Consider the following 26,100-nt stretch of genomic DNA (forward strand, 5'->3'; position numbering starts at 1 on the left):
CCTCCTCGCCACTCTTACACCATTATATCAGAAGAAGGGCTTCTGTCAAAAGAAAAAACAATAAAAACAAATTGATAATTATTCTCAAAAAGTATTTATTTTTTATTAATAGCCTCAACGACTTCTTTCATTAAAACTGGTGATGCGTAAGCCTCCACACTAGAAGCAAGTGCTAACACCACTCCAATTACGAGAAAGAAGCATGTATAACGGATTAATAATGGTAATAGTGGTTCGGTTATTTTTCTAATAAATTGATGCCTAATCATCCGTAAAGAAAAACTTGCAGCAATGGTTGTCATAACGAGAAAGACTGGAATGATAATTAAATTTTGTGGCAAAACAGATACAAATGCTAATAATAGTCCATTCCATCCATGCTGACTTACTAAAAAACCAACTGTAAATCCGACGACAACTCCTTTTACAAATAATAAAATAAAAATAAGTGGTAATCCAATAATTGAAATTCCTAAAATCCAAATAAATCCGATGTATTTTAATTGCGAAAAGTAACTTTCTCGAAACATTTCGCCCGCAATGGCAAATTCTCCTTTAGAGACTTGTCCAAAAAAACGTTGTAAATAAAATGATAAATCTTGTTTTTGATTGATTTGTAAACTATTCACAAGAATGGCTCCGAATATTACTCCCATCAATAATAAAACAGCGTTAAATATATATAATGAAGAGTTTTCCTGTATGTGAGACATTACACGGTCTTGCCAATTTTTTCGCCACATTTTTCTTCCCTCCGTTCACGCTCTTATTAAAAATGTATGAAAGAAAGAAAAAAGTATGACGAATTAGCATTGAAATTCCGCTCTACTTTGCTAAACTAAAAAGTAGAGAATAGGAGGGATTTCTCTTGAAACCATTATTATTAGATTTTCCAACATTATTTCAAACTGAACGCTTGCAAGTTCGTAAACCATTTCCAGGTGATGGTGCCGAAGTATATGAAGCAATCCAAGCTTCTCTAGAAGACTTAGTACCGTGGATACCAATTAACGCTGAAACAGAAGAGAGTGCTGAAGAAATTGTTCGCGAAGCTCACGGACAGTTTTTACTTCGTGAAACACTTGATTTTCACTTATATGATAAAGTATCTGGTACATTCATCGGAGCAATTACACTAAAGCCTGAAAACTGGGATATTCCAAAGTTTTCACTTCACTTCTGGCTACATAGTGCCTATACAAAACAAGGCTATATGACCGAAGCTGTTAAAGGTGCGATTCAGTTCGCCTTTGATAAACTAGGCGCTAGAAGAATTGAAATTCGTACTGATGCAACAAATATAAATGCATGTAGCTTAGCAGAACGTCTAGAATTCATTCTAGAAGGTACAATGGAAAATGATTTCCTAGCACCAGATGGTAGCTTACGTGATGCACGTGTATATGCAAAAATCAATTAAAAAACACTCGCCTTTGGCGAGTGTTTATCTTTGTAGTTGTAAATATTGTACTGCAAACATCGTCTTCGCATCATGAATACGAAGATCTTTCATAAGAGTAATCGCTTCTTCTAACGATACTTCCATTAATTCCACAAACTCATCTTCATCTAACTCAGCTTTATTTTCTTTTTTTGTCAAACCTGTCGCTTTATATACATATAAAATTTCATCTGCGAATCCTGGAGATGTATAGAAAGAAGTAATGAGCTCCATATTTTCACATACATATCCTGTTTCCTCTTCTAATTCACGAACTGCTGTCACCTCAGGTTTTTCACCGGGTTCTAACTTGCCGGCTGGAATTTCTATAATCGCCTTTTCAAGCGCTTTACGATACTGCTCAACAAGTACCATTTTCCCCTCATCAGTAATAGCAATAATAGCAACTGCACCAGGGTGATTTACAATTTCACGTTTACTCATTGCTCCATTTGGTAATACTACATCATCAACACGAACTTTTATAACTCTACCATCAAAAATTGGCTCAGTTTTTACTGTTCTCTCTGCAAGATTACTCATACTACTTCATCTCCCTGTTCTATTTCCTATTCTTTCCTCATACATTTTACCACATTGAAAGGAGCGTGATAGAAATGAAAGTTTATATTTTACCAAATCGCGTCACTTTAGTCGGAAAAGCATGGCAAATTCGCCATAAGCTAAAACAATATGGCAAAGAGTATACAACTGTACAAGAGTGGATTACAGCAAATAAAAAGTAAACGTTTGTCAACCTCTTTTCCCTTTCGTACAATAAAGGTAAGGAGGTTGACCTATGAAAAAACGTCAATTAGGAAACTCAGATTTATTTGTGACAGAAATGGGACTTGGCTGTATGTCTCTCGGTACATCTGAAACAGAAGCCCTGCGTATTATCGATGGAGCAATCGATTTAGGAATCAATTTTTTTGATACAGCAGATTTATATGATTACGGATTAAACGAAGAATTTGTTGGAAAAGCATTAAAAGGAAAACGAAACCAAATTGTTCTTACAACAAAGGTTGGAAATCGATGGACAGAAGAAAAAAACGGCTGGTCCTGGGATCCTTCTAAGAATTACATAAAGGCTGAAGTGAAAGAAAGTTTACGTAGACTTCAAACTGATTATATTGATCTTTATCAACTTCACGGCGGAACGATTGAAGATCCTATAGATGAAACAATTGAAGCCTTTGAAGAATTAAAAAAAGAAGGTATCGTTCGCCATTACGGTATTTCTTCTATACGTCCAAATGTCATCCGTGAATATGCACAACGTTCAAATATCGTTAGTGTACTAATGGAATATAGCCTTTTAAATCGTCGTCCAGAAGAATGGTTCCCCCTTCTGAATGAACACCAAATTAGCGTCATTGCCCGCGGGCCACTTGCAAAAGGAATTTTAACTGACAACAATGCAAGAAAAATAGAAAGAGTAAAGGAAAAGGATTATCTCTCTTATTCTTACGATGAATTACATACAACTCTAGCGAGTGTAAAAGAAACGATTGGAGAGCGCTCTTTAACAGGAACAGCTATTCAATATTGCTTACATAATAAGACTGTTGCAGCTGTTATACCTGGTGCAAGCTCTATTCAACAATTACAAGAAAATGTACAGGCTAGTAAACAAACACAGTTAACAACAGAAGAATATATACAGCTTCAGCAAATCGCTAAATGTGATACCTACGCTTTACATCGTTAAAAAGACGCTACCAGTATGGTAGCGTCTTTTTATAACGTATCATATTTATCAGGATTCGTTCCTACATGTAAATTACGATTTAACGTATTAATTTGAGTCATCTCTTCTTCCGTTAGTGAAAAGTCAAAGATAGAAAAATTCTCCTGAATGCGAGATGGTGTAACAGATTTAGGAATGGTCACAATCCCGCTTTGAATATCCCACCTTAATATAACTTGCGCAGGTGTTTTTTCATATTTAGTAGCAATGGCCTGAATAATCGGGTGCTGAAATACTTCTCCGCCTCTCATTAATGGACTCCATGCTTCCATTTGAATTTGCTCACCTTGACAGAAATTACGCAACTCAAATTGCGTCAACATCGGATGAAGTTCCACTTGGTTTACCATCGGCTTTATTTTGCAATTAGGTAATAGCAGTTCTAAATGTTGTTTATGGAAATTCGAAACACCAATCGCGCGCACTTTACCTTCTTCATACAATTTCTCCAAAGCTCGGTACGTATCAACATACTTCCCTCTTACCGGCCAATGTATTAAATATAAATCTACATAGTCCATTTGTAATTTTTTCAAACTCTTTTCAAACGCCTCAAGTGTTTCCTCGTATCCTTGATCGTCGTTCCAAACTTTTGTTGTAATAAAGATGTCTTCTCTCGGAATTCCTGATTCACGAACCGCTTCTCCGACACCGCTTTCATTTTCATATACAGTTGCTGTATCAATCGAACGGTATCCAACTTCTAACGCTGTTTTTACTGCTTGTTTTACTTCGTCGCCTTCTTTCGCTTTATAAACGCCTAAACCAATCATCGGCATTTTTACGCCATTATGAAGTGTAGTTGTTGGAATGTGCACAGTCGTCTCCCTTTCATTATTACATTTTTTATAAGCCACCACTTTATTTGAACAAGATTCAACCAAAAAGTCAAAACATATGTACAGTTTACATAATAAATTTATACATATTCAAAAATAATGCGAACTCATTCATTCACGTTATTTTCTATCCATTTCTTCGCTTTTTCATCAACATTACGTACAAACTCAGTTTTCCCTTCTGAATATAACGCACCATCATATGTATACTTTTCAGCTAATTCTTTCTTTAAAGTTGCATATGCCTCAGCTTCTTCACAATGAGCCATCATATAATCACGAAATGCTAAATGCCTTACTATCTCTGGATTTCCTTTTTCAAACACGTGTAAATGATACGAGCGTTTTTCTTCAGTTCCATGAATAAAATACCGGCGTCTTGGAATACCATTTTCCCCTTTTACGATGTAACCAAGCTCTATAAATCGTTCATTCCACCTATCTACTCTATCGATACTCTCTACTTCCATAATCATATCTATAATTGGTTTAGCTGCCAGTCCTGGCACTGACGTACTTCCAATATGATGAATTTTCACTGTTTCTGGCATCGCAGATTTTAATCTTTCAGCCTCTATTTGAAACTTTTCACCCCAATGATTTTCATGCGGAACAACTACAATTTTTCTCATTCTAACTCCCCTTTTCTTACAAGCTCGTCAAAAAAATGATCAGCGTTATTTCACTGATCATTTTCGTTATTATTTAAAGTCTTTCCAAGTAAGGTTACTTTCACTTAACAGTTCTTCAAATGATTTATTCTTTTCACGTTCTTTTTGTTCTTGACGCTTTCTTTCCAGTTCTGCTGCCTCTTTTTTCTCTTCTCTCACTTGCAATTCTTTCTTCTTACTCTTTAATTGCTGCATAAGTGAATCGTTTAATTGATCACCTAATGTAAGAGATTCTTTCTTTGGTTGATTCACTTGCGATTGTCTTTGCATTTGTCTTTGTTTCTTTTTCTTCATGCTGCTCACCTTTTACTTTTTTCTCCATTATAGTAGATACACCATGAAATCGACAACAAAAAAGGGACGTTACTCTATTATTCACTTTTTGTAAATATGTTAATTTTTCGAAAAAAACTAAATTTTTATATAGATATAATCCTATGAATCTATTAAAATTATGTCGTATGATGTCAGATTATAAAAAAAGGAGAATTATATTATGTGGAAAAAAATCATTCCTGCTGTTGCCGTTTTAAGCACCATTACTTTTTCAACCGTATTCGCCGCTCCCCCATCTCAGAATCCAGCTGAACAAAACCGCTACATAGACGTACAAATGCTTGGTATTAATGATCTCCATGGACAACTAGATACTGTTAAAAAAATCAATAATAAAGAAGCTGGTGGCGCTGATTACTTAGCTACTTATTTAAAAGAACATAAAAAACAAAACCCTAATACACTTCTCGTACATGCTGGTGATATCGTCGGAGCTAGTCCACCAGTTTCAGCATTATTACAAGATGAACCGACGATTGAATTTTTAAATGACTTAAAATTTGATGTCGGTACAATCGGGAACCATGAATTTGATGAAGGCATTGATGAAATGAAACGCCTCATTTACGGTGGATATCATGAAAAAACAGGGAATTTCAAAGGTGCTAACTTCCCCTATGTAGCTGCTAACTTCTATAACAAATCAACTGGCCGCTTATTTTTACCACCATTTACTATAAAAATGGTAGATGGTGTTCCTGTAGGATTCATTGGGGTTGTTACAACTGATACACCAAATGTCGTTATGCCTACGATGCTTAAAAATGTACAAATTACTGATGAAGTAGAAGCAATTAATAAATCAACACAACAATTAAAACGCCTCGGCGTTAAATCTATCGTCGTTCTTGCTCATGTCGGTGGAACAACCGATGAGTCTGGGATAACAAATGGCGATCTTACTCGAATTGCAAATGAAACAGACTCAGAAGTTGATGTTATTTTCGGTGGACATAGTCATACGTATGTAAATGGTACAGTAAATAATAAACTAATTGTCCAAGCAAATTCATACGGAACGGCTTTCTCAGACGTGGATGTAACAATTGATCGTAAAACAAAGGATATTGTAAAGAAAAAAGCTGAAGTTGTTACAACGTATCATGAAGGTGTAGAACCTGATAAACAAGTAAAGAAAAAACTAGATCAATATAAAGAAAAAATCGCACCACTTGTAAATGAAGTAGTCGGAAAATCTACAGCACCTATCGACCGTAAACAAAATGATGCTGGTGAATCCACTCTTGGAAATTTAGTTGCCGATGCTCAGCGTCAAACGATGCAAACCCAAATCGCCCTCATGAATCCTGGTGGCATTCGTAATGACTTAGATGCTGGTGATATTACGTGGGGTGAGTTATACGGCATTCAACCTTTTGGAAATCAATTGATTAAAGTAGATTTAACAGGTCAAGACATTGGCGATATTTTAAATCAGCAATGGCAAAAAGGAACAACAAGAATGCTTCAAATTTCAGGTATTCAATATACGTGGGATGCAAATAAACCAAACGGTGAAAAAGTTACAAATATACGTTTAACAAACGGAGAAGAATTATCTCCATCTACAACGTATAGCGTAGTTGCAAATGCCTTCTTAGCTTCTGGCGGTGACGGATTTGTATCATTTAAAAATGGTAAAAATGCAGAAACTGGTCCAAACGACTTTGAAGCGTTAGTCGATTACGTAAAACAATTAAAAGAACCCATTCAGCCAGTTATTGATGGAAGAATTCAAAAAGTAAATTAAGTGTTTCTCTAATAATAAATTTCATTTTTCACACCATAAAGGATTTGTACTGATCCTCTATTTTATACGTAATATACATCATAAAAAGGATACTCGTTCTTCCAATGAACATAGTATCCTTTTCTTTAGTTATCAAAATGTGATGCTTTGTCAACTTCATATTGCTGTAAAAATTGTTGCAACGCTTCTTCTACAAGTTTAGATTTTTGAATTCCTTTCGATTCTGATATAAGGTCCAATCTTGCTAATATTTCTGTATTAATAGAAAAGGTTCGTCTCTTTTTCTCTGTACTTTTACTCACAATTGGTGCAATTACTTCTTCTCTTTTTCTTAATAACTCATAAATGCTTTGTAATTGCTCATAAATTAATAATTGATAATCTGTTTTCTCATATTGAAGGGCGGTCGCTTCTTGGAGTTGTAAGTGACGTGGTTCTTCTCCATCTCCTACAAAAATACGTTTCTTCTGCTCTCCATCATATTCATATCCAATCAATCTTAATTTCTTCGATAATGTATACGGGCTTATTTCAAGACGCTTTGCTATAATAGCGATGGATTCCCGTCTATTTAAACCATCTATAATTTCTCCAATCGTCACAATTTCCCTCCTCCCGTGTTGAAATGACACTAGTATGGTATGTTACAATGATTTTCTAACAGTATATGCAAAATGAATAGCCTGTGCGATTCATACGATTTCACAAAAGGAGGTTTTCAATATGCTTTTTCGTAGCTACACCCCTCAGTTCTATAACGAAAACAAACAACTCATTCCTAATAGTATCGCTACGATAGAAAGCGTTATGATTAATAATCGAAAACAAACTCTCCTTATGCGTGGGCAGAACGTAGAGCAGCCTATTTTATTATGCTGTCACGGCGGACCTGGGATGGCACAAATCGGATTTATTCGCCATTTTCAAAAAGAATTAGAGAAGCAATTTATTGTTATTAATTGGGATCAGCGCGGGGCTGGTAAATCCTTTTCAATGAAAGATTTCGGAGCAAATTTCACAATCGAACAATTCGTTTCCGATGCAAAAGAAGTGATTCAATATGTACTTAAAAGGTTCAACAAACAAAAACTATTTCTCGCTGGTCATTCTTGGGGAAGTATTATTGGGCTTAACATAGCACATCAATATCCAAAGTATATCCAGGCTTACATCGGTATTGGGCAAATTGTACATATGAAACAAAATGAGGAATTGCTATATCAACATTTAATTCATTCTGCCAAAAAACATGATCATAAAAAAGCATTAGCTTCCCTTTTAAAATTAGGCAAACCACCATTTTTAGATACGAGACGTCTCATTATTCAAAGAAAGTGGCTTGGCACATTTGGAGGCGCAATCCAAAACGGATCTTCCTTCTCTTTCATACGAAAAGGTTTCTTTTCTCCTGAGTATACGCTATTAGATTGGTTCAAGTTTCTCGCAGGAAATTTAAAATCTGGCGTTTTATGGGAAGAAATGCTGACAATCGATTTCTTTTCTTCTATCTCAAGTTTATCTATTCCAGTTTATTTTTGTTCTGGTCGCTATGATTATCAAACTCCTTATGCACTCGTTCAGGAATATTGCGATATTATTGAAGCGCCTATAAAAAAGATGATCTGGTTCCCAAATTCAGCACATTCTCCTGATTTAGAAGAACCAGAATTATTCGCCAATTCTTTGCAATCAATTAAACAAGAGCTAGCTTTTCAGCATTAGTAACAAAAGGCTCTTTTACATTTCATAGAAAACATTTTATAATAATATGTCGCAAGTATGTATAAACATAGCAAAATGTTTCATATTTACTTGTCTTAACAGAATAAAAATTTAGGGAGATTACATTTATTATGAACGCTGTACTCGTCGCAGTAGCAATTATGCTATTGCTTAGTTTGTTACGTGTCCAGGTCATTGTCGCCATCATTGTTGGAGCTTTAACAGGCGGAATTATCGGCGGACTCGGTATCTCAGAAACAATTAACACTTTTACAACTGGTCTTGGAAACAGTGCTCCAATCGCTTTAAGTTATGCAATGCTTGGTGGTTTCGCTATTTCCCTTTCCAAAACAGGACTTCCAGATGCTATGATTCAAACTGCATTAAAATGGATTGGCAATGAACAAGACACGAAAAAACAAATTTATTCTAAAATACTTATTTTATTCATTATTTTAACGATGGCTTGTTTCTCACAAAATGTGATTCCTGTTCACATTGCTTTCATCCCCATCTTAATTCCAGCACTTTTAAAAGTATTAAATGAGCTGAAAGTGGATCGCAGACTTGTCACATGTATTATTACATTTGGATTGATTACTCCTTATATGTGGATCCCTGCAGGGTTCGGAAAAATTTATCATGACGTATTACAAACCAACGCTGCGCAAAGCGGCCTTACATTCGATGTCACACTTATTCCAAAAGCAATGACTATTCCAGCAATCGGTATGATTATTGGATTATGTGTAGCGGTATTCATTACGTACCGAAAACCTCGTACGTATGAAACAGAACAAATTCATACTACCGAAAATGAAATCGTTCCCTATACAAAACGTAGCATTACTTTCGGGTTATTATCTATCATTGCTACATTAACTGTTCAATTAACTACAGAATCAATGATTTTCGGTGCTTTAGCAGGTATTATCGTCTTATCAGTTAGTGGCAGTCTACCACTTAAAGAAGCAGATGCGATATTAACAAGCGGAATGCGTATGATGTCCTTTATTGGCTTTGTTATGATCGCTGCCGCTGGATTCGGCGCTGTTCTTCGAAAAACAGGACATGTTGAATCTCTGGTGCAAACGAGTGCACATATAATCGGAAATAACAAACCACTCGCTGCATTTCTTATGCTCGTTATTGGACTTCTCGTCACGATGGGAATCGGTTCATCCTTTTCAACCATCCCTATCTTAACAACCATTTTTGTACCTCTTTGCATTCAGCTTGGATTTAGTCCAATGGCCACAATTGCAATTATCGGTACAGCCGGAGCGCTAGGTGACGCAGGATCTCCAGCATCGGATAGTACCCTTGGACCAACATCCGGTTTAAATGCTGATGGTCAGCACCATCATATATGGGATACATGTGTACCCACTTTTCTACATTACAATATACCGTTACTTATATTTGGCTTTATTGCCGCAATTACATTATAAAAAGGTGCGTATAAAACGCACCTTTTACTTTTTTATTTTTCCTTTTAATTGTTGAAAAGCTACTTTTCCGTTATCTTTGACACTGCTTTCAATTGTCGATAGTGATGAACCTATCCATTCACACTCTATGCTCCCATTCGGTCCAACAATTTTTAATTTATTTGGTATATGTATATTTAGAAATCTCGCTGACCGAATTAACTCAATAGCAATCTGATCACTTGAGGCTACAATTCCATCTATATACGGATTGTTTTGCAATAATGTAATAAATTGTTTATTTGTATACCCTTGTACACATTCTTCTCGATAAGAGATTCCTTCATCCCAAACAGCGTCTAAAAACCCTGCTATATGATTTTCCATTTCTTCACTTTCTTCTCCCTCACCGAAATATGCAAGAAAGTGACACCCTTTCTCTTTTAATAAAGAAACAGCTCTCTGTCCACTTTCATAATAATTTCCATGTGATTGTTGCTCATCAATCACAACAAACGGAAATGGAATTTCTCCTATACTTTTAAAAACTGCTCTTGTCAAAATAACACCTGCAATATTATTTTGCTTCAGCATATGTATGTATCTATCTTTATTCTCTATATTACAAATAATGATTTGATAGCCTTCTTTATATGCTATTTCCTCAATACAATGTAGCAAAGTGATGTTTGATGGGTTACTTAAATTATCTACAAGTAATGCAATTATCGTTGAATTCTCTTTAAATAGTGGCTTCGCTGCACTGTTTGGCCTATAACGTAATTCTTCAATTGCTTCCTTTACTTGTTTTACTGTGTCCTCATGAACGTATCCTTTTTCATTAATAACTCGTGAAACGGTTGCGACTGAAACACCTGCCAATTTTGCAACATCACGTATAGTTGCCACATCGTCACCCCTTAATATGGTAATAGATTACAATTTTACGGTAACCTAAATTACACTCACCGTCAAGATTAACGACTTATATTTCTGAAAATTGTTACATCATTTCACTAAACGATACTCCAACTGAATTTCATGTAAAATTGGGATATTATCATATCCAATACGTGGAATTTCTTTCTTTATTTTTCGTGCCTCCTCTACCGCATTCACATATAAATTAGTCATTACAAAATTACGTTTTTGGTAAAATCGTAACGCATTCATATTATCATTTGTTGTAATAAGCCAGACCTGGCTGCACCGTTCTTCTTCTGCAACTTGTAATACACAATCCACAAGTTTCGTCCCTATTCCTTTTCTTTCTTCAAAGCTATCCAGCGATACAATTTCGCACATATTTCCGCTCACTTCATACGTTACAATTCCGATTATTCTGTCATCTAAGAGCGCAACAAAACCTGGCAACTCTTCTAACTGATGTCCCTTACCACGTGAAATCATCAATGAACTTCTCCAGTTCTCACACATGAACATTCGGATTGTTTCTTTCATCGCTGACGTAATTTTTTGTATATGCAGCATTTCCTATTTCTCCCCTTTTATATCATTGTGATACAATATAAGTGTATCACATGTAACGGTATTTGGAGGATGAGGTAAAGTATGAAACGTTTTTTTGCAGCATTGTTTACTATACTAGGTGCAATAACTGCCCTTGGGATTTTCTTTACAAATAAAGTGATGTACTTAAAGAAAAAAACAGAGGAAGAAGTACTCGAAAGAGAAACGAAAAAACATTTTCGTATAGAGGATTTTGATGCTCTTCATAAAGAAGAAATTCATATCCCTTCTCAATTCGGATACGACCTTCACGGATATTACATTCCTGCTGGTCACTCCAATAAGTTTATGGTTTTTTGCCACGGTGTAACTGTAAATAAAATAAACTCTGTAAAATATGCAAACTTATTCTTAAAAAGGGGATATAACGTCCTCATTTACGATCATCGTCGTCATGGTAAAACTGGCGGAAAAACAACAAGCTATGGATACTATGAAAAACATGATTTAAAATCCGTAGTTGACTGGCTAAAAAACCGTTTTGGCACCAATATTACACTTGGTATTCATGGTGAATCTATGGGAGCTGCAACACTTCTTCAATACGCAGGACTTTTAGAAGATGGTGCTGATTTCTATATTGCAGATTGTCCTTTCTCTGATTTTCACGGACAATTACAGCACCGTTTAAAGGTTGAATTCCATTTACCAAAATGGCCTTTATTACCTTTAGCAAACGCATTTTTGAAAGTTCGTGACGGTTATACAATTCGTGAAGTTTCACCAATCGACTGTATAAAAAATATTAACAATCCCGTTCTCTTTATTCATAGTAAAGATGACGACTATATTTTAGCTGATATGACAAAAGCGTTATATGAAGCGAAAGAAAATAATAAACAACTTTATATTGCAGAACACGGTGCACACGCTTGCTCTTATAACGAAAATAAAGAAGAATACGAAGCAGCCGTCGATCAATTTTTAAACACCTATGTGAAAGAAACAAAAAACAGGCTTGCATAAGCCTGTTTTTTATTGCGCTAAAACGTCTGTAACTTGTTCCATATTTTCAGAAATCCATTGCATTGCATCATCTAACGTTGGGAATTCTGTCGTTTGAAATGTTACTTCATCTTGAAGTAACCAAACATCCTTTGCCTCTTGCCCTACACCTGCAATGGACCAATGTAACAAACTATATGGATGATTATCATTCAAAAATGATGCCCACGTGCGCTCATTTGCAATATTTCGTAATGTATGTAATTGTTTATCCATCTCTCGTCACCTTACTCTAGTCAGTTATGAAAACTATTATAACACTCTCTTCTTTCTCAAACAAAGTGCTCTTTTTTCTCCGCTATTTGCGGGCAGTAAAACTCTCACCTCAAAATTCGGCTGAAACAAAGAAGTTAGGTGGGAGATTAACTGCCCCTAAAAGCCCGATTGGTTCAACTAATAATTAGTGGGGGATGCCTTCCCCACTAATTAAAGTTTCACTTTATATTGCCAAGCACTTCCCTTGATTATATGATGAAATTAAGCGTTTGGGAAGGAGGGATAACGTTGGCAAAAGTACAAATTAAAGTAAATGATAATGGCTCTTTTCGCGTTACAGGGGACGTGGAATTAGTCGACTCACAAGGGAATGTATTCCCAGCAAAACCGGCATTTTCTTTATGCCGTTGTGGTTTATCAAAAAATATGCCTTATTGCGACGCTTCGCATAAAGGTAAATTCGAGTCTGTTGTTAGAGCACCAGAGGCAGAATAATTTTACATGTGACATGCACATTTTTTTGTGCATGTTTTTTCTTTTTAGCAACTCCGTTATATCCCTTCTCCTTACAACATTTCTAATACTTTTATTTCCATTCCAGCCTGCATATATTTTCACACAATTCTTCACATTCGAATATTTTTTACTAGCCTTTTATTTTTTTTGTGCTATAATTTGAGCAAACAGCATCCTTCGGGGTCGGGTGAAATTCCCAACCGGCGGTGATGAAGTGAAAACTTCTAAGTCCGTGACCCGTTTTCAACTCGAAAACGGTGGATCTAGTGAAACTCTAGGGCCGACAGTATAGTCTGGATGGGAGAAGGATATGTTTCTAGTTTTTTATATAGTGAATACACTTTTATTTCAGTATGCATATTTTTAAAGATTCATTTTGATTCTTTATATATGTTTAATTTTCTATACTTATTTTTTATACTGAAATAAAAAGAGACAACTAGCGTTTAAAAATTCGATATTTTGCTAGGTTTTTTCCTTATGCAGAAATATCAATTATCGTTAGGTTTCTTTCCTATGCTTTCGTATTCAAACTATATTTCTAGAAATCACGTCTCCCAAACCCCAAGGATATTAAATCCTTGGGGTTTTTTGATTTTTTTAGGAGAGGTGAAGAAAATGACAGATCAAGAATATATGAGGATTGCCCTGCAGTTAGCAGAAGGGACATCAGGACAAACAAGTCCGAATCCTATGGTTGGTGCTGTTGTTGTAAAAGATGGAAACATCGTTGGTATGGGCGCTCATTTACGAGCTGGTGAAGAACACGCAGAAGTTCATGCCCTTCAAATGGCTGGTCAGAACGCCAAAGACGCTACCGTTTATGTAACACTGGAACCGTGTAGCCACTTTGGAAAAACACCACCTTGCTGTGAATTGCTCATTGAAAAAGGAGTTAAGCGTGTTGTAATTGCTACTCTCGATTGTAATCCGCTCGTTTCTGGTAACGGAAAAAGAAGATTAGAGGAAGCTAGAATTGAAGTAACTACCGGTATTCTTGAAGCAGAAGCGCTTTTATTAAATCGCTACTTTTTTCACTACATGAAAACGAAACGCCCTTTTGTAACAATCAAAACAGCAATGAGCTTAGATGGAAAAATAGCAACTGTAACTGGTGAAAGTAAGTGGATTACAGGTGAAGAAGCACGTGCTGATGTTCACCAATATCGCCATACACATGATGCAATTCTTGTTGGAGTGAATACAGTTATAGCTGATAATCCTCATTTAACAACAAGAATTCCAAATGGTGGGAAACATCCTATTCGCGTTGTTTTAGATACCCATTTACGAACGCCACCATCTTCTCATGTTATAACAGATGGTTTAGCACCGACATGGATTATTGTCGGTAAGGATGTAAAGAAAGCGAAGATATCTTCTTATGAATCTAAAAATATAGCTATATTCCAAATGGAAACGAAGTATATAGAAATCGAGGACCTTCTTTCCTTTCTTGGAGAGAAACAAATTCTTTCTCTATTCGTTGAAGGTGGCCAATCAATTCATGCAAGTTTCTTAAAAACAAATAATTTTAATGAAATTGTAACCTATATAAGCCCGAAATTAATTGGTGGGAAAGATGCTCCTACTTTATTTGGAGGAAATGGTTTTTCAAAATTACAAGATGCGCTTTCCTTGAAAATTCAAGAGATGAAACAAATTGGTGATGATATAAAAATCGTTGCGAATGCCCGAAACGAGGTGACGAAATGTTTACAGGAATTGTAGAAGAATTAGGAACGATAGCAAACATGCAACAAAGCGGAGAAGCGATGAAATTAACGATTCATGCAAAGAAAATTTTATCAGATGTTCACTTAGGTGATAGTATCGCGGTTAACGGTATTTGCTTAACTGTAACAAGCTTTACAACTACTTCATTTACAGTTGATGCAATGCCTGAAACGATGCAGTCGACATCACTTCGCATGCTTAAACCGCACTCTAAAGTAAATTTAGAGCGAGCAATGGCTGCAAACGGACGATTCGGTGGACATTTCGTTTCAGGACATATTGATGGCATCGGAACGATTTTAAATAAAAAACAACATTACAATGCCGTCTATTACAAAATAGCAATTTCTGATGAACTGCTGCACTATTGTTTGCAGAAAGGGTCCATTGCTGTTGATGGAACGAGTTTAACGATATTTGATATAGACGAATCTTCCATAACGATTTCACTCATCCCGCACACAGTAAGCGAGTCTGTCATTGGAGAAAAAAATGCCGGAGATATCGTAAACATTGAGTGTGACATGATTGGTAAATATATCGAACGCTTTATTACTAAACCTACAAAACGAGTAGGTTCAATGACTGAAAGCTTTTTACAAGAAAACGGATTTCTATAAGGGGGAAGAACAATGTTTCATCGTATTGAAGAAGCTCTAGAAGATTTAAAACAAGGTAAAGTCGTTATCGTATGTGATGATGAAAACCGAGAAAATGAAGGCGATTTTATTGCTTTAGCAGAGTACATTACACCAGAAACAATTAATTTTATGATTACACATGGTCGTGGTCTCGTTTGTGTACCGATTACAGCAGGGTACGCAGAACGTCTACAATTAGAACCAATGGTATCTCATAATACAGATTCACATCATACTGCGTTTACAGTGAGCATTGACCATGTTTCTACAACAACAGGGATTAGCGCTCACGAACGTGCAACTACGATACAAGAATTGTTAAACCCTGCATCAAAAGGCACTGATTTCAATCGACCTGGACATATCTTTCCATTAATTGCGAAAGAAGGCGGTGTCCTGCGTCGTGCAGGTCATACAGAAGCTGCTGTTGATTTAGCAAAGCTATGCGGTGCCGAACCAGCTGGAGTTATTTGCGAGATTATAAATGAGGACGGCACGATGGCACGTGTACCTGATTTAATAGAATGCGCAAAACAATTTGATATAAAAATGATTACAATAGAAGATTTAATTGCTTACCGCCGCCATCATGAAACACTTGTGACGAGAGAAGTGGAAATTACATTACCTACAGATTTCGGTACTTTCCACGCAATTGGCTATTCTAACTCATTAGATACGAAAGAACATATCGCACTTGTAAAAGGTGATATTTCAACAGGTGAACCGGTACTTGTACGTGTTCATTCTGAATGCTTAACAGGAGATGTATTCGGTTCACATCGCTGCGATTGCGGACCACAACTCCATGCAGCACTTGCTCAAATTGAGCGTGAAGGAAAAGGTGTTCTTCTTTATATGAGACAAGAAGGAAGAGGCATTGGGCTTCTTAATAAGCTTCGTGCTTATAAATTACAAGAAGAAGGATTCGATACTGTAGAAGCAAATGAAAAACTCGGCTTCCCTGCTGATCTTCGTGATTACGGTATCGGTGCTCAAATATTAAAAGATTTAGGTTTACAAAGTTTACGATTATTAACGAATAACCCAAGAAAAATTGCTGGCTTACAAGGTTACGATTTAGAAGTAGTCGAGCGTGTACCGTTGCAAATGCCGGCAAAAGAAGAGAATAAATCGTATTTACAAACGAAAGTAAACAAATTAGGACACTTACTAAACTTATAATTAAAGGAGAGATTTATTATGGTATTCGAAGGTCATTTAGTTGGTACAGGATTAAAAGTTGGAGTTGTTGTTGGACGTTTTAACGAATTTATTACAAGTAAGTTACTTGGCGGCGCTTTAGACGGATTAAAGCGTCACGGTGTAGAAGAAAATGATATTGATGTTGCTTGGGTTCCTGGTGCATTTGAGATTCCTTTAATCGCTAAAAAGATGGCTAGTAGCGGAAAGTATGATGCTGTTATTACATTAGGTACTGTAATCCGAGGTGCTACAACTCACTACGATTACGTTTGTAATGAAGTAGCAAAAGGTGTTGCGTCATTATCACTACAAATGGACATCCCAGTTATTTTCGGCGTATTAACGACAGAAACAATTGAACAAGCGATTGAACGCGCAGGTACGAAAGCTGGTAATAAAGGATATGAATCAGCTGTTGCTGCAATTGAAATGGCTCACTTATCAAAACAATGGGCATAAAAAAAGAGGCTGCGGCCTCTTTTTATTTTTTTACCTTTTTTTGTACATCTTTTATTAATTCATTCATCGTTTTTCCTTCTGTTTTTATATGAAGAGCTTGTGCTGTTCTCCATACATTCTCTCTTTTTTTCGCTTCTTCTATAATAGTAATTTCTTTTCTAACTTCCTTTAAATCTTTTCCTTCCGTTTTCAATCCAAAATGTTCAGCTTTCGTTCGAAAGTGTTGTTCGATTCTTTGTTGCATCTCTTTTTGTTCAGGATTTTCAGCAGCCTTAACTGGATCAGAACTTATTGCTTTTATTAAAATTAAACAAGTCATAATCGCTAATATGTATTTGTACATGTAAAATCCTCCAACCCAATATAAATTACATATTTACTATGTACAACTAGGGCTTGGAAAATTCGTCCACAAAAATTCTTTTTTTCGTTCAAAAACCAATAGCATCAAGCGTTTACAACTATTTATTACATTTTATTTACAAAAAAAGCAAACCCTTTTACAAGTTTGCTTTTTCATCTATCCTATAATGCACATTCTTCAATCTCAAATCCTAAATCTGCAATCATACCCCAGTCCGCAGTCGGCTCTTGTCCAGCTGTCGTTAAGTAGTCCCCGACAAAAATAGAATTTGCTGCAAATAAACCGATTGGCTGTACAGAACGTAAATTGATTTCACGTCCTCCTGAAATACGAATTTCTTTTGTTGGGTTTACAAAACGCATCATTGCCAGTACTTTTAAACATTCTACTGGTGTTAACTCTTTTTGCCCTTCAAGAGGTGTCCCCTTTACAGCAACAAGGAAATTACAAGGGATAGAATCTGCATCTATACGTTGTAATTCAAATGCAATTTCAGCACGCTCTTCAATTGTTTCTCCCATGCCAAAAATCGCTCCAGAGCATGGTGAAATACCAGCTTGTTTTGCTTTTTGAACTGTATCAACACGATCATCGTACGTATGAGTTGAACAAATACTATCGTAATTATTTGCATGTGTATTTAAGTTGTGGTTATAACGATGCACGCCTGCTTCCGCTAAACGTCCTGCTTGATCTTCATTTAAGAAACCTAAACAACAACAAATCTTCAAGTCTGTCGTTTCACGAATTTCCTTAACTGCTCCAATTACGTGATTTACCTCTTTATCCGTCGGACGACGACCAGACGCTACAATACAATATGTACCTGCTTTACGGCGTATTGCTTCATGTGCCCCTTCTACAATCTTCTCCTGCGTTAACCATGCATATTTATCAATCGGTGCTTCTGAAATAATAGACTGTGAGCAATATCCACAATCTTCAGGACATAATCCAGATTTCGTATTAATAATCATATTCAATTTTACTTTCTTACCAAAATGATGATGGCGAATAATGTAAGCTGCATTCATAATTTCTAAAACTTCTGTATCATCAGCTTCTAATATCGCTATTGCATCTTCTTTCGTAATCATCTTCTCTTCCACTACGTCGTATGCTAGTTTTTTCCAATCCTTTTTTGTTTGCACTTGTTTCATTTCATCTCTTCCCCTCTTTTGTTATATGCATAAATAAAGCATGATACGTTGCCATTATCCCTTCATTTCCCGTGAAGTCTCTTTCGTATATGCGTAGCATCGCACGAAAGAGTGAGGGACTTTGACAATATGATCCTTCATTGCTATTAGTTGCTCCTACTTTTCGAATAGAATGCAGAAACTCCTTAACTTCTGTAAAACTCTCTATGTAACATGTTTCAGAAACATGCACCTCCCCTGTTTCTATCTTGCATATATGAAGCAACTGATCTTTTGAATAAAAACGTTGACCAATCGATGTTTCATTTTTTATATTTCTTTCTTCTTTCGCACGTTGGAACGAAGCATGCAATTCTTGAAATGTTTCATGTCCAAACGTTGAAAAGAGTAATATCCCATCTATAGACAAATGTTGAAATAAATTTCTTAACACTTGTTGTAAATTATTTAACCATTGAAATGTAGCATTTGAAATAATGACATCATATGATTCTTCTAATCGTAATCGCTCAATATCTTCACAGTGAAACGTTACATTTTTTACATTTTGTCTAGTTTGCGCAATCGCAATCATACTTTCAGCAAAATCAACTGCTGTAATATGTGCTTTCGGAAATAACTTTGATAATTGCTCTGTTACATAACCCGTCCCGCACCCCAGTTCTAAAATACGTATCGGTGCCGTTTCACTATATCGTTCCTTTAAGATTGAAAGTAATGAATGTGCCATCTTTTTTTGTACATTTGCATATCGATCGTAAGATACGGCTGCCCCATTAAACCGTTTTTGTAGTAACGTTTTGTTGATCATGTCGTATCCCCTCTACAAATTGAATTATCTCATTTGCGCAATATTCAAAATTCGTTACACATAATGCATGCCCTGCTTCACTTACTACTTTCAGCTCGCTGCTGCTATTCTCCGTCATACTACGTGCCGCAGACAATGGGCATATTACATCCTGTTCTCCGTGGATAAGTAGTATAGGTACTTTAATTTCTTTTAGTTCTTCTCTCATATCTGTTTCTATTAAATAATCCAAACCTAGTTGTAAAGACTGAATAGAATCACCTTTAAAATGTTCTACAATGTCCTCAAAGTTTTTGTTCTCTTTTAGCTCATCTTTCGTAAACATATTTTCATAAAACCGCTTGAGCGTATCTTCTTTCCTTCTCGCCAAATTCCTTTTCAGCCGTTCTACATGCAAAGCATTCCATCCATTACTATAGTCGCTCGTATTTGTAAATTTAGCGGTCCCACCAATTAATACGATACCTTTTGCCTCAATCTTTTTATAAGCTTCAACTGCTGTTAACGCTCCTAGTGACCATCCAACTAAAATTACGTTGTCGTTATGCGCTACATCTATAATTCGTTCCGTAAATTCACTTCGTTCTTTCACATTACGCCAATCTATGCATTCAACAGGATATCCTTTAAAATACGGAAGTACTAAATCCCAAATATTCTCTTCCATTCCCCATCCGGGGATAAAAATAATCTTTAGCTCGTTCATACGAAAATCTCCTCTTCTTTCGCAATGTGAATAATTCGGTCAATAGCCCATTTTAAATCAGCTATTGTATGTTGCGATGTAACTGCAAAGCGAATTCGAGAACTATGAACCGGCACAGTTGACGGACGAATTGCAATGGCCGCAATCCCTGCCTCTTGCAACCTTTTACTAAATCGTAAAGCATGTTCATTTGAACCGACTACAATCGGTACAATATGAGTTGAACTATTCCCAATATCAAAACCAGCATCCCTTAATTTAGTTCTGAAGTATTCTCCGTTTGCTATAAGGTTCTCTCTTCTTTCGTTATCTTCTTTTACAATTTCAATTGCTTTTTGCACTGCTCCTAACGTACTTGGTGGTAAAGCCGTAGTAAAAATAAAGCTTCTCATCATATTTTGTAAATACTCTATATAAATTTCATCGCCTGTCAAATACGCACCATAACACCCTAAAGCCTTGCTAAACGTCCCCATATGTATATCAATTTTTTGAGCAAGTTTTTTTTCTATATGAGATAACCCAGCTCCGCCGATTCCATATATTCCACTCGCATGTGCTTCATCGACTATAATGATTGCCCCGTATTTCTCTTTCAGCTGTACTAAATCTCTCAAATACGCAGTATCACCATCCATACTAAAAACGGTATCTGTTACGATTAATTTCCTTTTTTCAGGCGAAGCCATTTTCAACAGCTTCTCTAAATGATCCAAATCATTATGACGATACCTTTTATGCTCTGCCCCGCTTAATATGATTCCATCAACAATACTTGCGTGATTTAACTTATCACTAAAAACAATATCGTGCCGAGAGGCTAAAGAAGATATGGCACCTATATTTGCCGTATACCCACTATTTACAATTAAAGCTCTTTTAGTACCTTTCCAGTCACATATGCTTCTCTCAACCTCTTCATATAATGGATGATTTCCTACAACGAGACGAGAGGCAGTCGCTCCAGTTCCATATCTTTTTGTACAGGCAATAGCAGCTTCTTTTAACCTTTCATCTCCAGCTAACCCTAAATAATTATTTGACGCTAAATTTAACATCCTTTTTTTATCTCGAATAAGCCAAGTCTCTTCTGCCTTCTCTGTTACATGCAAATCACGATACTGCCCTTGCTCATGTAATTGTTGTAATTTAGATTGAAGGTGCGCCCGCCAATTTTGATTCATTTTGGATAAACTCCTCTAATTTTGAAATCATAATATATTCTTTTGCAGATTCTAATACTTCTTCTTTCGTAAACTCACCTTCAAAGAATGGTAATAATCCTAAAACTGGTACCCCGCTCAGCTCTTCAATCATTTCTTTATTTTCTTGCACTCTTTCCATTTCACATTCTTTGCAACCTGATAAAATGACACCCGCTACGGTTAAGCCATGCGCCTTTGCGTAAGCAATCGTTAACACTGTATGATTTACTGTTCCTAATGTAGGACGAGCTACTACAATAAGAGGCAACTGTAATTCTTTTGCAAAATCAATTACTAAAGCATCTTCTGTATATGGGACAGCAAGCCCACCTGCTCCTTCTACAAATAAGCTATTAAACTCTTTTAATAGTTCATTATAGTAATCAGTAATTTCTTTTAACTTTACTACTCTTCCAGCTCTTTTCATGGCAAGTCTCGGTGCAAGTGGTTCTTCAATAGAATAAGGGCAAATTTCATTTTCTTGTGTCGGTACACCTGATAATGCTTTTAACCTTGCTGCATCTCCCTCAGGGTTTGATGCAACATGCCCACTTTGTAACGGTTTATACACCCCTACGTTATATCCTAATTCTCTAAATACACCTGCTATAGCACCTGCAACTACTGTTTTTCCAACTTCAGTATCCGTTGCTGTTATGAAAAAACCACTCATTATTCTCCCTCCGTAACATCCGAGATTGCCTTATATAAAATGCGTAACATATCATCAATCTCTTCAAAAGTAGAAGCAAGTGGCGGCATAAATACAATCGTGTTACCTAGCGGTCGTAAAATCATACCCAGCTCTCTTGAGCGTTTACATACTTGAACACCGATCCTCTCTGTCCAGTCAAACGCTTCTTTCGTTTCCTTATTCTTCACAAGCTCAATACCAACCATTAATCCGCACTGACGAATATCACCTACATGTTTATACGCAAAGAGCTTTTCTAATTGCGCTGCCACATAATCCGTTTTACGTGCCACTTCTTCTATTAAATTTGTTTTTTCATATAGTTCTAGATTCGCGATTGCTACCGCACACCCTAACGGATTGCCTGTGTAGCTATGTCCATGAAAAAATGTTTTTTGTTCTTCATATTCTCCTAAGAAGGTATTATATATTTCATCTGTCGTTACCGTAACTGCAATTGGTAAATATCCACCTGTTAAACCTTTCCCAGCAGTTAAAATGTCTGGCGTCACATTTTCATGTTCACACGCAAACATTTTCCCTGTACGCCCAAATCCAGTCGCTACCTCATCTGTAATAAATAATACATTGTACTTAGTACATAAATCGCGCAGTCCTTTTAAATATCCTTTTGGCATTGTAATCATCCCGCCAGCACCTTGCATTAATGGCTCTACAATGATGGCAGCTACTTCTTCATGCTTTTCTTTCAACAATTCTTCCATTTCTTCTAAATGGCTTTTTACAATTTCCTCCTTATTATTTCCGTAAGGAGAACGATATGTATATGGATACGGCATTTTAATCGCATCAAATAAGAGCGAACTATACACTTGGTGAAACAAGTCTATTGCTCCTACCGAAACAGCTCCAATTGTATCACCGTGATATGCTTCTTTTAATGTAACGAATCTTTGTTTCTTTGGTTTCCCTTTATGCTGCCAATATTGGAAAGCCATCTTAATTGCAATTTCAACAGCCGTAGAACCTGAATCAGAATAGAATACCTTCTTCAATCCATCTGGTACAACCTCAATAATTTTTTCTGCTAATAAAATAGATGGAACGTTAGCAAGTCCTAACATAGTAGAATGAGCAATTTTATTTAATTGCTCACGAATTGCTTCATCTAATTCCGGTACTTGATGTCCGTGAACATTTAACCATATAGATGAAACACCATCCCAATATTCATTACCATTTACATCGTATAGCTTTCTTCCCTCTCCACGTTCAATAATGACAGGATCTTCTTCTAAATAATCTTTCATTTGTGTAAATGGGTGCCATACGTAAGCTTTATTTTTCTCTGCTAATTCTTCATATGTATAAGATGATTTTTCAATCGTTTTACTTTTTATTGTCACAATTGCCACCCCTAATGTTAACTTATTTATAAATATAGTTAACATTAAATCCGAATGACTGTCAATTATTTTAAAATCAAATAGTTCTTAAAAAAGAACAACTTATCATACGATAAGTTGTTCTACTTTCCATGCTGTATCTTTCCAATTTCTAAAATAATTTCTTCATCTTTTTTCCCCTCTGTATCAATTCCAAGTTGCTTAGCGTGCTCAATTAATAAATCATGACGCTTCTCAAACCTAGCGGTATTTACTTCTTTCGTAACCTCTTCTTTTGTTTTCCCCTCAGTAGAAACTCCTAGTTTCTCTGCTGCTTTTTCCATTGATTTCTTCTCTTCTATTTCTTTTACTTTCTTCACTTCTGACTGTTGTATTTGCTTTTGTTTCAACTGCTGTGATTCAGCCGCAAAAGCTGTGTAAATTCCAGCACTTCCGCCAACGACTAGTAAGGTGGTAAAAAGAATTATTTTTTTCTTCACTCTTTCCTCCCCTTTCAAATTCATTATAACGTACAAAATTAGAGCTTTAAAACAATTATCCTTTATTTCCCTAAAAAAACATTTAATATTTTTATTGACATGTAAGATGAAAATATGATAAAAATTTAACTAACATCATATGAATCGGCGTTGATAGGATTTAGTAGTATTTCGATTTCTGATTTCAGAGAGCTGGTGGTCGGTGCGAACCAGTACAGAGCGAATTATGAATTACCCCCTGGAGCTTCTTTTACGAAACGTGAGGAGTAGTGAAAGACGGTTATAGACCGTTATGTCTAAAGAGTGGTGAAACGACACTGTTTCACAATTTAGGGTGGTACCGCGAATTTTTCGTCCCTGCATATATTGCAGGGGCGTTTTTTATTTTATAAGCGCATATCATATGACCCTTTATTTTGTGATACATTCATTTCACAAGCTAGGGTGGTACCGCGATTTCTTCGTCCCTGCATAATTATATGCAGGGACGTTTTTTTATCCAATCATTTCCGCATCATATAGAAGAACTAACAATTACCGGTAATTTGTCACAAAATTCTAAATTTTAGAAGGAAATATACAATATTGGCGAATTTTATATAAAAAAGAGCTATTTCACATTACTTAGGAGGGGAAAACAATGGTTTCAAAAATTGAGTCTGTTCTTTTAACAATTTTTATCTTTTTCTGTATTGGTTTTAGTGTTATTCAATTAGAAGTTTCACCACACATCCCAATTTTATTTGGTATCGTTCTTTTATTAGCATTTGGATTCTTAAAGAAAATCTCTTGGTCTACTATGGAGAAAGGGATGATTAGTAGTATTTCAGCTGGTATTCCATCTATATTTATTTTCTTACTTGTAGGTGTATTAATTAGCGTTTGGATCGCAGCTGGAACTATTCCGACTTTAATGGTATACGGCTTCCAGCTCGTATCTCCAAAAATTTTCGTTCCAACTGTTTTTGTTGTTTGTGCAATTGTTGGAACGAGTATCGGTAGTGCTTTTACAACTGCTGCAACTGTAGGACTTGCCTTTATGGGAATGGGTACTGCCCTTGGATACGATCCAGCTCTTATTGCTGGTGCAATTATTTCTGGTGCATTCTTCGGAGATAAAATGTCTCCTTTATCTGATACAACAAACTTAGCGCCTGCTGTAACGGGTGTAGATTTATTTGAACATATTCGTAACATGCTTTGGACAACAGTTCCAGCTTTCATTATTGCTTTTATCGCATTTTTCATTTTAGGAAGCGGATCTGGTGGAAACGTTGATTTCTCAGCATTTATTAACACACTAGAAAAAAATGCAACGATTTCTATCGTTACACTGATTCCTATTTTATTACTGTTCCTATTCGCATTTAAAAAGGTACCCGCAGTTCCAACATTACTTGCAGGAATTGTGGTAGGGATTATTATTCTCTTTATTTTTAAACCTAGCACTTCTTTAGCTGATTTAATAAAAATTATGCAAGACGGTTACGTTTCTAAAACTGGTATCAAAGACATTGACAGCTTATTATCTCGCGGTGGCCTGCAAAGTATGATGATGTCAATTGCTCTTATTTTCCTAGCTCTTTGTATGGGAGGATTATTACAAGGAATGGGTATTATAGCGCAGCTGATGAATATTATCTCTAGCTTCGTAAAAACTAGTACACGCTTAATTATTTCTACTGCTTCAACTGCAATTGGTGTAAACTTCTTACTTGGTGAGCAGTACTTATCCATCGTTTTAACAGGACAAGCATTCGCTAATAAATACGATGAAGTCGGTTTAGAACGTCGTAATTTATCACGAGTATTAGAAGATGCTGGTACAGTAATTAACCCACTCGTACCATGGGGTGTCAGTGGCGTATTCTTAACAAACGTTCTTAGCGTTCCAACATTCGATTACCTGCCATACGCAATCTTCTGTTTAGCTTGTCCAGTCGTAACCATTATCGTCGGCTTTACTGGATTCGGTCTTTCATGGAAAAAAGAAAAAGCAGTACCAGTTTCATAATATAACAAAAAGGATTACCAAATCGGTAATCCTTTTTATATTTCTCGA

Annotated in this window: 30 protein-coding genes, 1 riboswitch and 1 other annotated feature; of the genes, 13 read left to right on the plus strand and 17 right to left on the minus strand. The window is 36.0% G+C overall.

Going from position 1 to position 26,100, the window contains the following annotated elements; translation table 11 throughout:
• Positions 1–95 precede the first annotated feature (95 nt).
• Positions 96–713 carry a stage II sporulation protein M gene (gene spoIIM / locus BAQ53_RS19275; RefSeq protein WP_013142149.1) on the minus strand — a complete coding sequence of 206 codons (618 nt, stop codon included), beginning with the start codon at positions 711–713 and terminating at the stop codon, positions 96–98.
• 155 nt (positions 714–868) lie between these two features.
• Between spoIIM and BAQ53_RS19280 the strand changes: the two genes are divergently transcribed.
• Positions 869–1,420, plus strand: a complete 552-nt coding sequence (locus BAQ53_RS19280) for a GNAT family N-acetyltransferase (protein ID WP_000803479.1) — start codon at positions 869–871, stop codon at positions 1,418–1,420.
• 24 nt (positions 1,421–1,444) lie between these two features.
• On the opposite strand, the gene BAQ53_RS19285 is transcribed toward BAQ53_RS19280, so the two are convergent.
• Positions 1,445–1,984: an NUDIX hydrolase gene (locus tag BAQ53_RS19285; protein ID WP_000067044.1), complete on the minus strand. Its 540-nt coding sequence runs from the start codon at positions 1,982–1,984 to the stop codon at positions 1,445–1,447.
• A 74-nt stretch (positions 1,985–2,058) separates the two neighbouring features.
• On the opposite strand from BAQ53_RS19285, the gene mciZ reads away from it, so the two are divergent.
• Positions 2,059–2,187 carry a Z-ring formation inhibitor MciZ gene (gene mciZ, locus BAQ53_RS19290; protein ID WP_000870295.1) on the plus strand — a complete coding sequence of 43 codons (129 nt, stop codon included), beginning with the start codon at positions 2,059–2,061 and terminating at the stop codon, positions 2,185–2,187.
• A 53-nt stretch (positions 2,188–2,240) separates the two neighbouring features.
• Positions 2,241–3,155 (plus strand): aldo/keto reductase, encoded by a 915-nt coding sequence (gene lolS / locus BAQ53_RS19295; protein ID WP_000747201.1) that lies wholly within the window; start codon positions 2,241–2,243, stop codon positions 3,153–3,155.
• Positions 3,156–3,184: 29 nt separating this feature from the next.
• On the opposite strand, the gene BAQ53_RS19300 is transcribed toward lolS, so the two are convergent.
• The 3 genes from BAQ53_RS19300 to BAQ53_RS19310 all read right to left on the minus strand — a co-directional run bounded on the left by BAQ53_RS19300 (position 3,185) and on the right by BAQ53_RS19310 (position 4,998).
• Positions 3,185–4,012, minus strand: coding sequence for an aldo/keto reductase (locus BAQ53_RS19300; RefSeq protein WP_000548006.1), 828 nt, complete (start codon positions 4,010–4,012; stop codon positions 3,185–3,187).
• Positions 4,013–4,140: 128 nt separating this feature from the next.
• A complete protein-coding gene (locus BAQ53_RS19305) occupies positions 4,141–4,665 on the minus strand; it encodes a GrpB family protein (RefSeq protein ID WP_001227167.1) in 525 nt (174 codons plus the stop codon).
• Positions 4,666–4,734: 69 nt separating this feature from the next.
• Entirely contained in the window at positions 4,735–4,998 is a 264-nt protein-coding gene (locus tag BAQ53_RS19310) for a YqkE family protein (RefSeq protein WP_000727559.1), read from the minus strand.
• 202 nt (positions 4,999–5,200) lie between these two features.
• On the opposite strand from BAQ53_RS19310, the gene BAQ53_RS19315 reads away from it, so the two are divergent.
• A complete protein-coding gene (locus BAQ53_RS19315; RefSeq protein ID WP_074593471.1) occupies positions 5,201–6,790 on the plus strand; it encodes a bifunctional metallophosphatase/5'-nucleotidase in 1,590 nt (529 codons plus the stop codon).
• A 125-nt stretch (positions 6,791–6,915) separates the two neighbouring features.
• On the opposite strand, the gene BAQ53_RS19320 is transcribed toward BAQ53_RS19315, so the two are convergent.
• On the minus strand, positions 6,916–7,392 hold the full coding sequence (locus BAQ53_RS19320) for a ribbon-helix-helix domain-containing protein (protein ID WP_000151930.1): 477 nt from the start codon (positions 7,390–7,392) through the stop codon (positions 6,916–6,918).
• A 121-nt stretch (positions 7,393–7,513) separates the two neighbouring features.
• On the opposite strand from BAQ53_RS19320, the gene BAQ53_RS19325 reads away from it, so the two are divergent.
• Positions 7,514–8,512 (plus strand): alpha/beta fold hydrolase, encoded by a 999-nt coding sequence (locus tag BAQ53_RS19325; protein ID WP_000898976.1) that lies wholly within the window; start codon positions 7,514–7,516, stop codon positions 8,510–8,512.
• 131 nt (positions 8,513–8,643) lie between these two features.
• Entirely contained in the window at positions 8,644–9,963 is a 1,320-nt protein-coding gene (locus tag BAQ53_RS19330; protein ID WP_074593470.1) for a Na+/H+ antiporter family protein, read from the plus strand.
• 24 nt (positions 9,964–9,987) lie between these two features.
• Here BAQ53_RS19330 and BAQ53_RS19335 read toward each other — a convergent pair whose 3' ends face one another.
• Together BAQ53_RS19335 and BAQ53_RS19340 are read right to left on the minus strand one after the other, a co-directional pair.
• Positions 9,988–10,851: a LacI family DNA-binding transcriptional regulator gene (locus tag BAQ53_RS19335; RefSeq protein WP_000201352.1), complete on the minus strand. Its 864-nt coding sequence runs from the start codon at positions 10,849–10,851 to the stop codon at positions 9,988–9,990.
• A gap of 99 nt (positions 10,852–10,950) precedes the next feature.
• Positions 10,951–11,433, minus strand: a complete 483-nt coding sequence (locus tag BAQ53_RS19340) for a GNAT family N-acetyltransferase (RefSeq protein WP_208906175.1) — start codon at positions 11,431–11,433, stop codon at positions 10,951–10,953.
• Between the two features lie 81 nt (positions 11,434–11,514).
• Between BAQ53_RS19340 and BAQ53_RS19345 the strand changes: the two genes are divergently transcribed.
• Positions 11,515–12,438, plus strand: coding sequence for an alpha/beta hydrolase (locus BAQ53_RS19345; RefSeq protein WP_000819229.1), 924 nt, complete (start codon positions 11,515–11,517; stop codon positions 12,436–12,438).
• Between the two features lie 9 nt (positions 12,439–12,447).
• Here BAQ53_RS19345 and BAQ53_RS19350 read toward each other — a convergent pair whose 3' ends face one another.
• Positions 12,448–12,693, minus strand: a complete 246-nt coding sequence (locus tag BAQ53_RS19350) for a DUF2552 family protein (RefSeq protein ID WP_000360793.1) — start codon at positions 12,691–12,693, stop codon at positions 12,448–12,450.
• A 288-nt stretch (positions 12,694–12,981) separates the two neighbouring features.
• Between BAQ53_RS19350 and BAQ53_RS19355 the strand changes: the two genes are divergently transcribed.
• The 5 genes from BAQ53_RS19355 (at position 12,982) to ribH (ending at position 17,252) form a co-directional block, all read left to right on the plus strand.
• On the plus strand, positions 12,982–13,188 hold the full coding sequence (locus tag BAQ53_RS19355) for a CDGSH iron-sulfur domain-containing protein (RefSeq protein ID WP_001151582.1): 207 nt from the start codon (positions 12,982–12,984) through the stop codon (positions 13,186–13,188).
• A gap of 190 nt (positions 13,189–13,378) precedes the next feature.
• A riboswitch (FMN riboswitch) is annotated at positions 13,379–13,522 on the plus strand.
• Between the two features lie 305 nt (positions 13,523–13,827).
• Positions 13,828–14,940, plus strand: coding sequence for a bifunctional diaminohydroxyphosphoribosylaminopyrimidine deaminase/5-amino-6-(5-phosphoribosylamino)uracil reductase RibD (gene ribD, locus BAQ53_RS19360; protein ID WP_000131982.1), 1,113 nt, complete (start codon positions 13,828–13,830; stop codon positions 14,938–14,940).
• On the plus strand, positions 14,922–15,566 hold the full coding sequence (ribE, locus tag BAQ53_RS19365) for a riboflavin synthase subunit alpha (protein ID WP_000493906.1): 645 nt from the start codon (positions 14,922–14,924) through the stop codon (positions 15,564–15,566). Before ribD ends, ribE begins: the two co-directional genes overlap by 19 nt.
• Before the next feature lie 12 nt (positions 15,567–15,578).
• The gene (gene ribBA, locus BAQ53_RS19370; protein ID WP_000468985.1) at positions 15,579–16,772 is read left to right on the plus strand and encodes a bifunctional 3,4-dihydroxy-2-butanone 4-phosphate synthase/GTP cyclohydrolase II; all 1,194 of its coding nucleotides are present in this window, start codon (positions 15,579–15,581) and stop codon (positions 16,770–16,772) included.
• A gap of 18 nt (positions 16,773–16,790) precedes the next feature.
• Complete coding sequence (gene ribH, locus BAQ53_RS19375) at positions 16,791–17,252, plus strand: 6,7-dimethyl-8-ribityllumazine synthase (protein ID WP_000230895.1); 462 nt, start codon at positions 16,791–16,793, stop codon at positions 17,250–17,252.
• A gap of 22 nt (positions 17,253–17,274) precedes the next feature.
• On the opposite strand, the gene BAQ53_RS19380 is transcribed toward ribH, so the two are convergent.
• The 8 genes from BAQ53_RS19380 to BAQ53_RS19415 form a co-directional block, all read right to left on the minus strand.
• Positions 17,275–17,595, minus strand: coding sequence for a hypothetical protein (locus BAQ53_RS19380; RefSeq protein ID WP_000280032.1), 321 nt, complete (start codon positions 17,593–17,595; stop codon positions 17,275–17,277).
• A gap of 182 nt (positions 17,596–17,777) precedes the next feature.
• Positions 17,778–18,776 carry a biotin synthase gene (bioB, locus tag BAQ53_RS19385; RefSeq protein WP_000815836.1) on the minus strand — a complete coding sequence of 333 codons (999 nt, stop codon included), beginning with the start codon at positions 18,774–18,776 and terminating at the stop codon, positions 17,778–17,780.
• A gap of 1 nt (position 18,777) precedes the next feature.
• Positions 18,778–19,587 carry a malonyl-ACP O-methyltransferase BioC gene (gene bioC, locus BAQ53_RS19390; protein WP_000608901.1) on the minus strand — a complete coding sequence of 270 codons (810 nt, stop codon included), beginning with the start codon at positions 19,585–19,587 and terminating at the stop codon, positions 18,778–18,780.
• Complete coding sequence (locus tag BAQ53_RS19395) at positions 19,553–20,293, minus strand: alpha/beta fold hydrolase (RefSeq protein ID WP_001004162.1); 741 nt, start codon at positions 20,291–20,293, stop codon at positions 19,553–19,555. The genes bioC and BAQ53_RS19395 overlap by 35 nt, the downstream gene beginning before the upstream one ends.
• On the minus strand, positions 20,290–21,477 hold the full coding sequence (bioF, locus tag BAQ53_RS19400; RefSeq protein WP_208906176.1) for an 8-amino-7-oxononanoate synthase: 1,188 nt from the start codon (positions 21,475–21,477) through the stop codon (positions 20,290–20,292). Before bioF ends, BAQ53_RS19395 begins: the two co-directional genes overlap by 4 nt.
• A complete protein-coding gene (gene bioD, locus BAQ53_RS19405) occupies positions 21,443–22,171 on the minus strand; it encodes a dethiobiotin synthase (protein WP_000012472.1) in 729 nt (242 codons plus the stop codon). The genes bioF and bioD overlap by 35 nt, the downstream gene beginning before the upstream one ends.
• Positions 22,171–23,604, minus strand: a complete 1,434-nt coding sequence (gene bioA / locus BAQ53_RS19410) for an adenosylmethionine--8-amino-7-oxononanoate transaminase (protein WP_002164169.1) — start codon at positions 23,602–23,604, stop codon at positions 22,171–22,173. Before bioA ends, bioD begins: the two co-directional genes overlap by 1 nt.
• A gap of 77 nt (positions 23,605–23,681) precedes the next feature.
• The gene (locus tag BAQ53_RS19415) at positions 23,682–24,038 is read right to left on the minus strand and encodes a hypothetical protein (RefSeq protein WP_000726909.1); all 357 of its coding nucleotides are present in this window, start codon (positions 24,036–24,038) and stop codon (positions 23,682–23,684) included.
• A 141-nt stretch (positions 24,039–24,179) separates the two neighbouring features.
• Positions 24,180–24,400: a binding site (T-box leader), on the plus strand.
• A 278-nt stretch (positions 24,401–24,678) separates the two neighbouring features.
• Here BAQ53_RS19415 and nhaC point away from each other — a divergent pair.
• On the plus strand, positions 24,679–26,052 hold the full coding sequence (nhaC, locus tag BAQ53_RS19420; RefSeq protein WP_000253730.1) for a Na+/H+ antiporter NhaC: 1,374 nt from the start codon (positions 24,679–24,681) through the stop codon (positions 26,050–26,052).
• Positions 26,053–26,100: the final 48 nt, after the last annotated feature.

Origin of the sequence: Bacillus sp. B25(2016b), assembly GCF_001679765.1 — a bacterium.
GTDB lineage: Bacteria > Bacillota > Bacilli > Bacillales > Bacillaceae_G > Bacillus_A > Bacillus_A thuringiensis_K.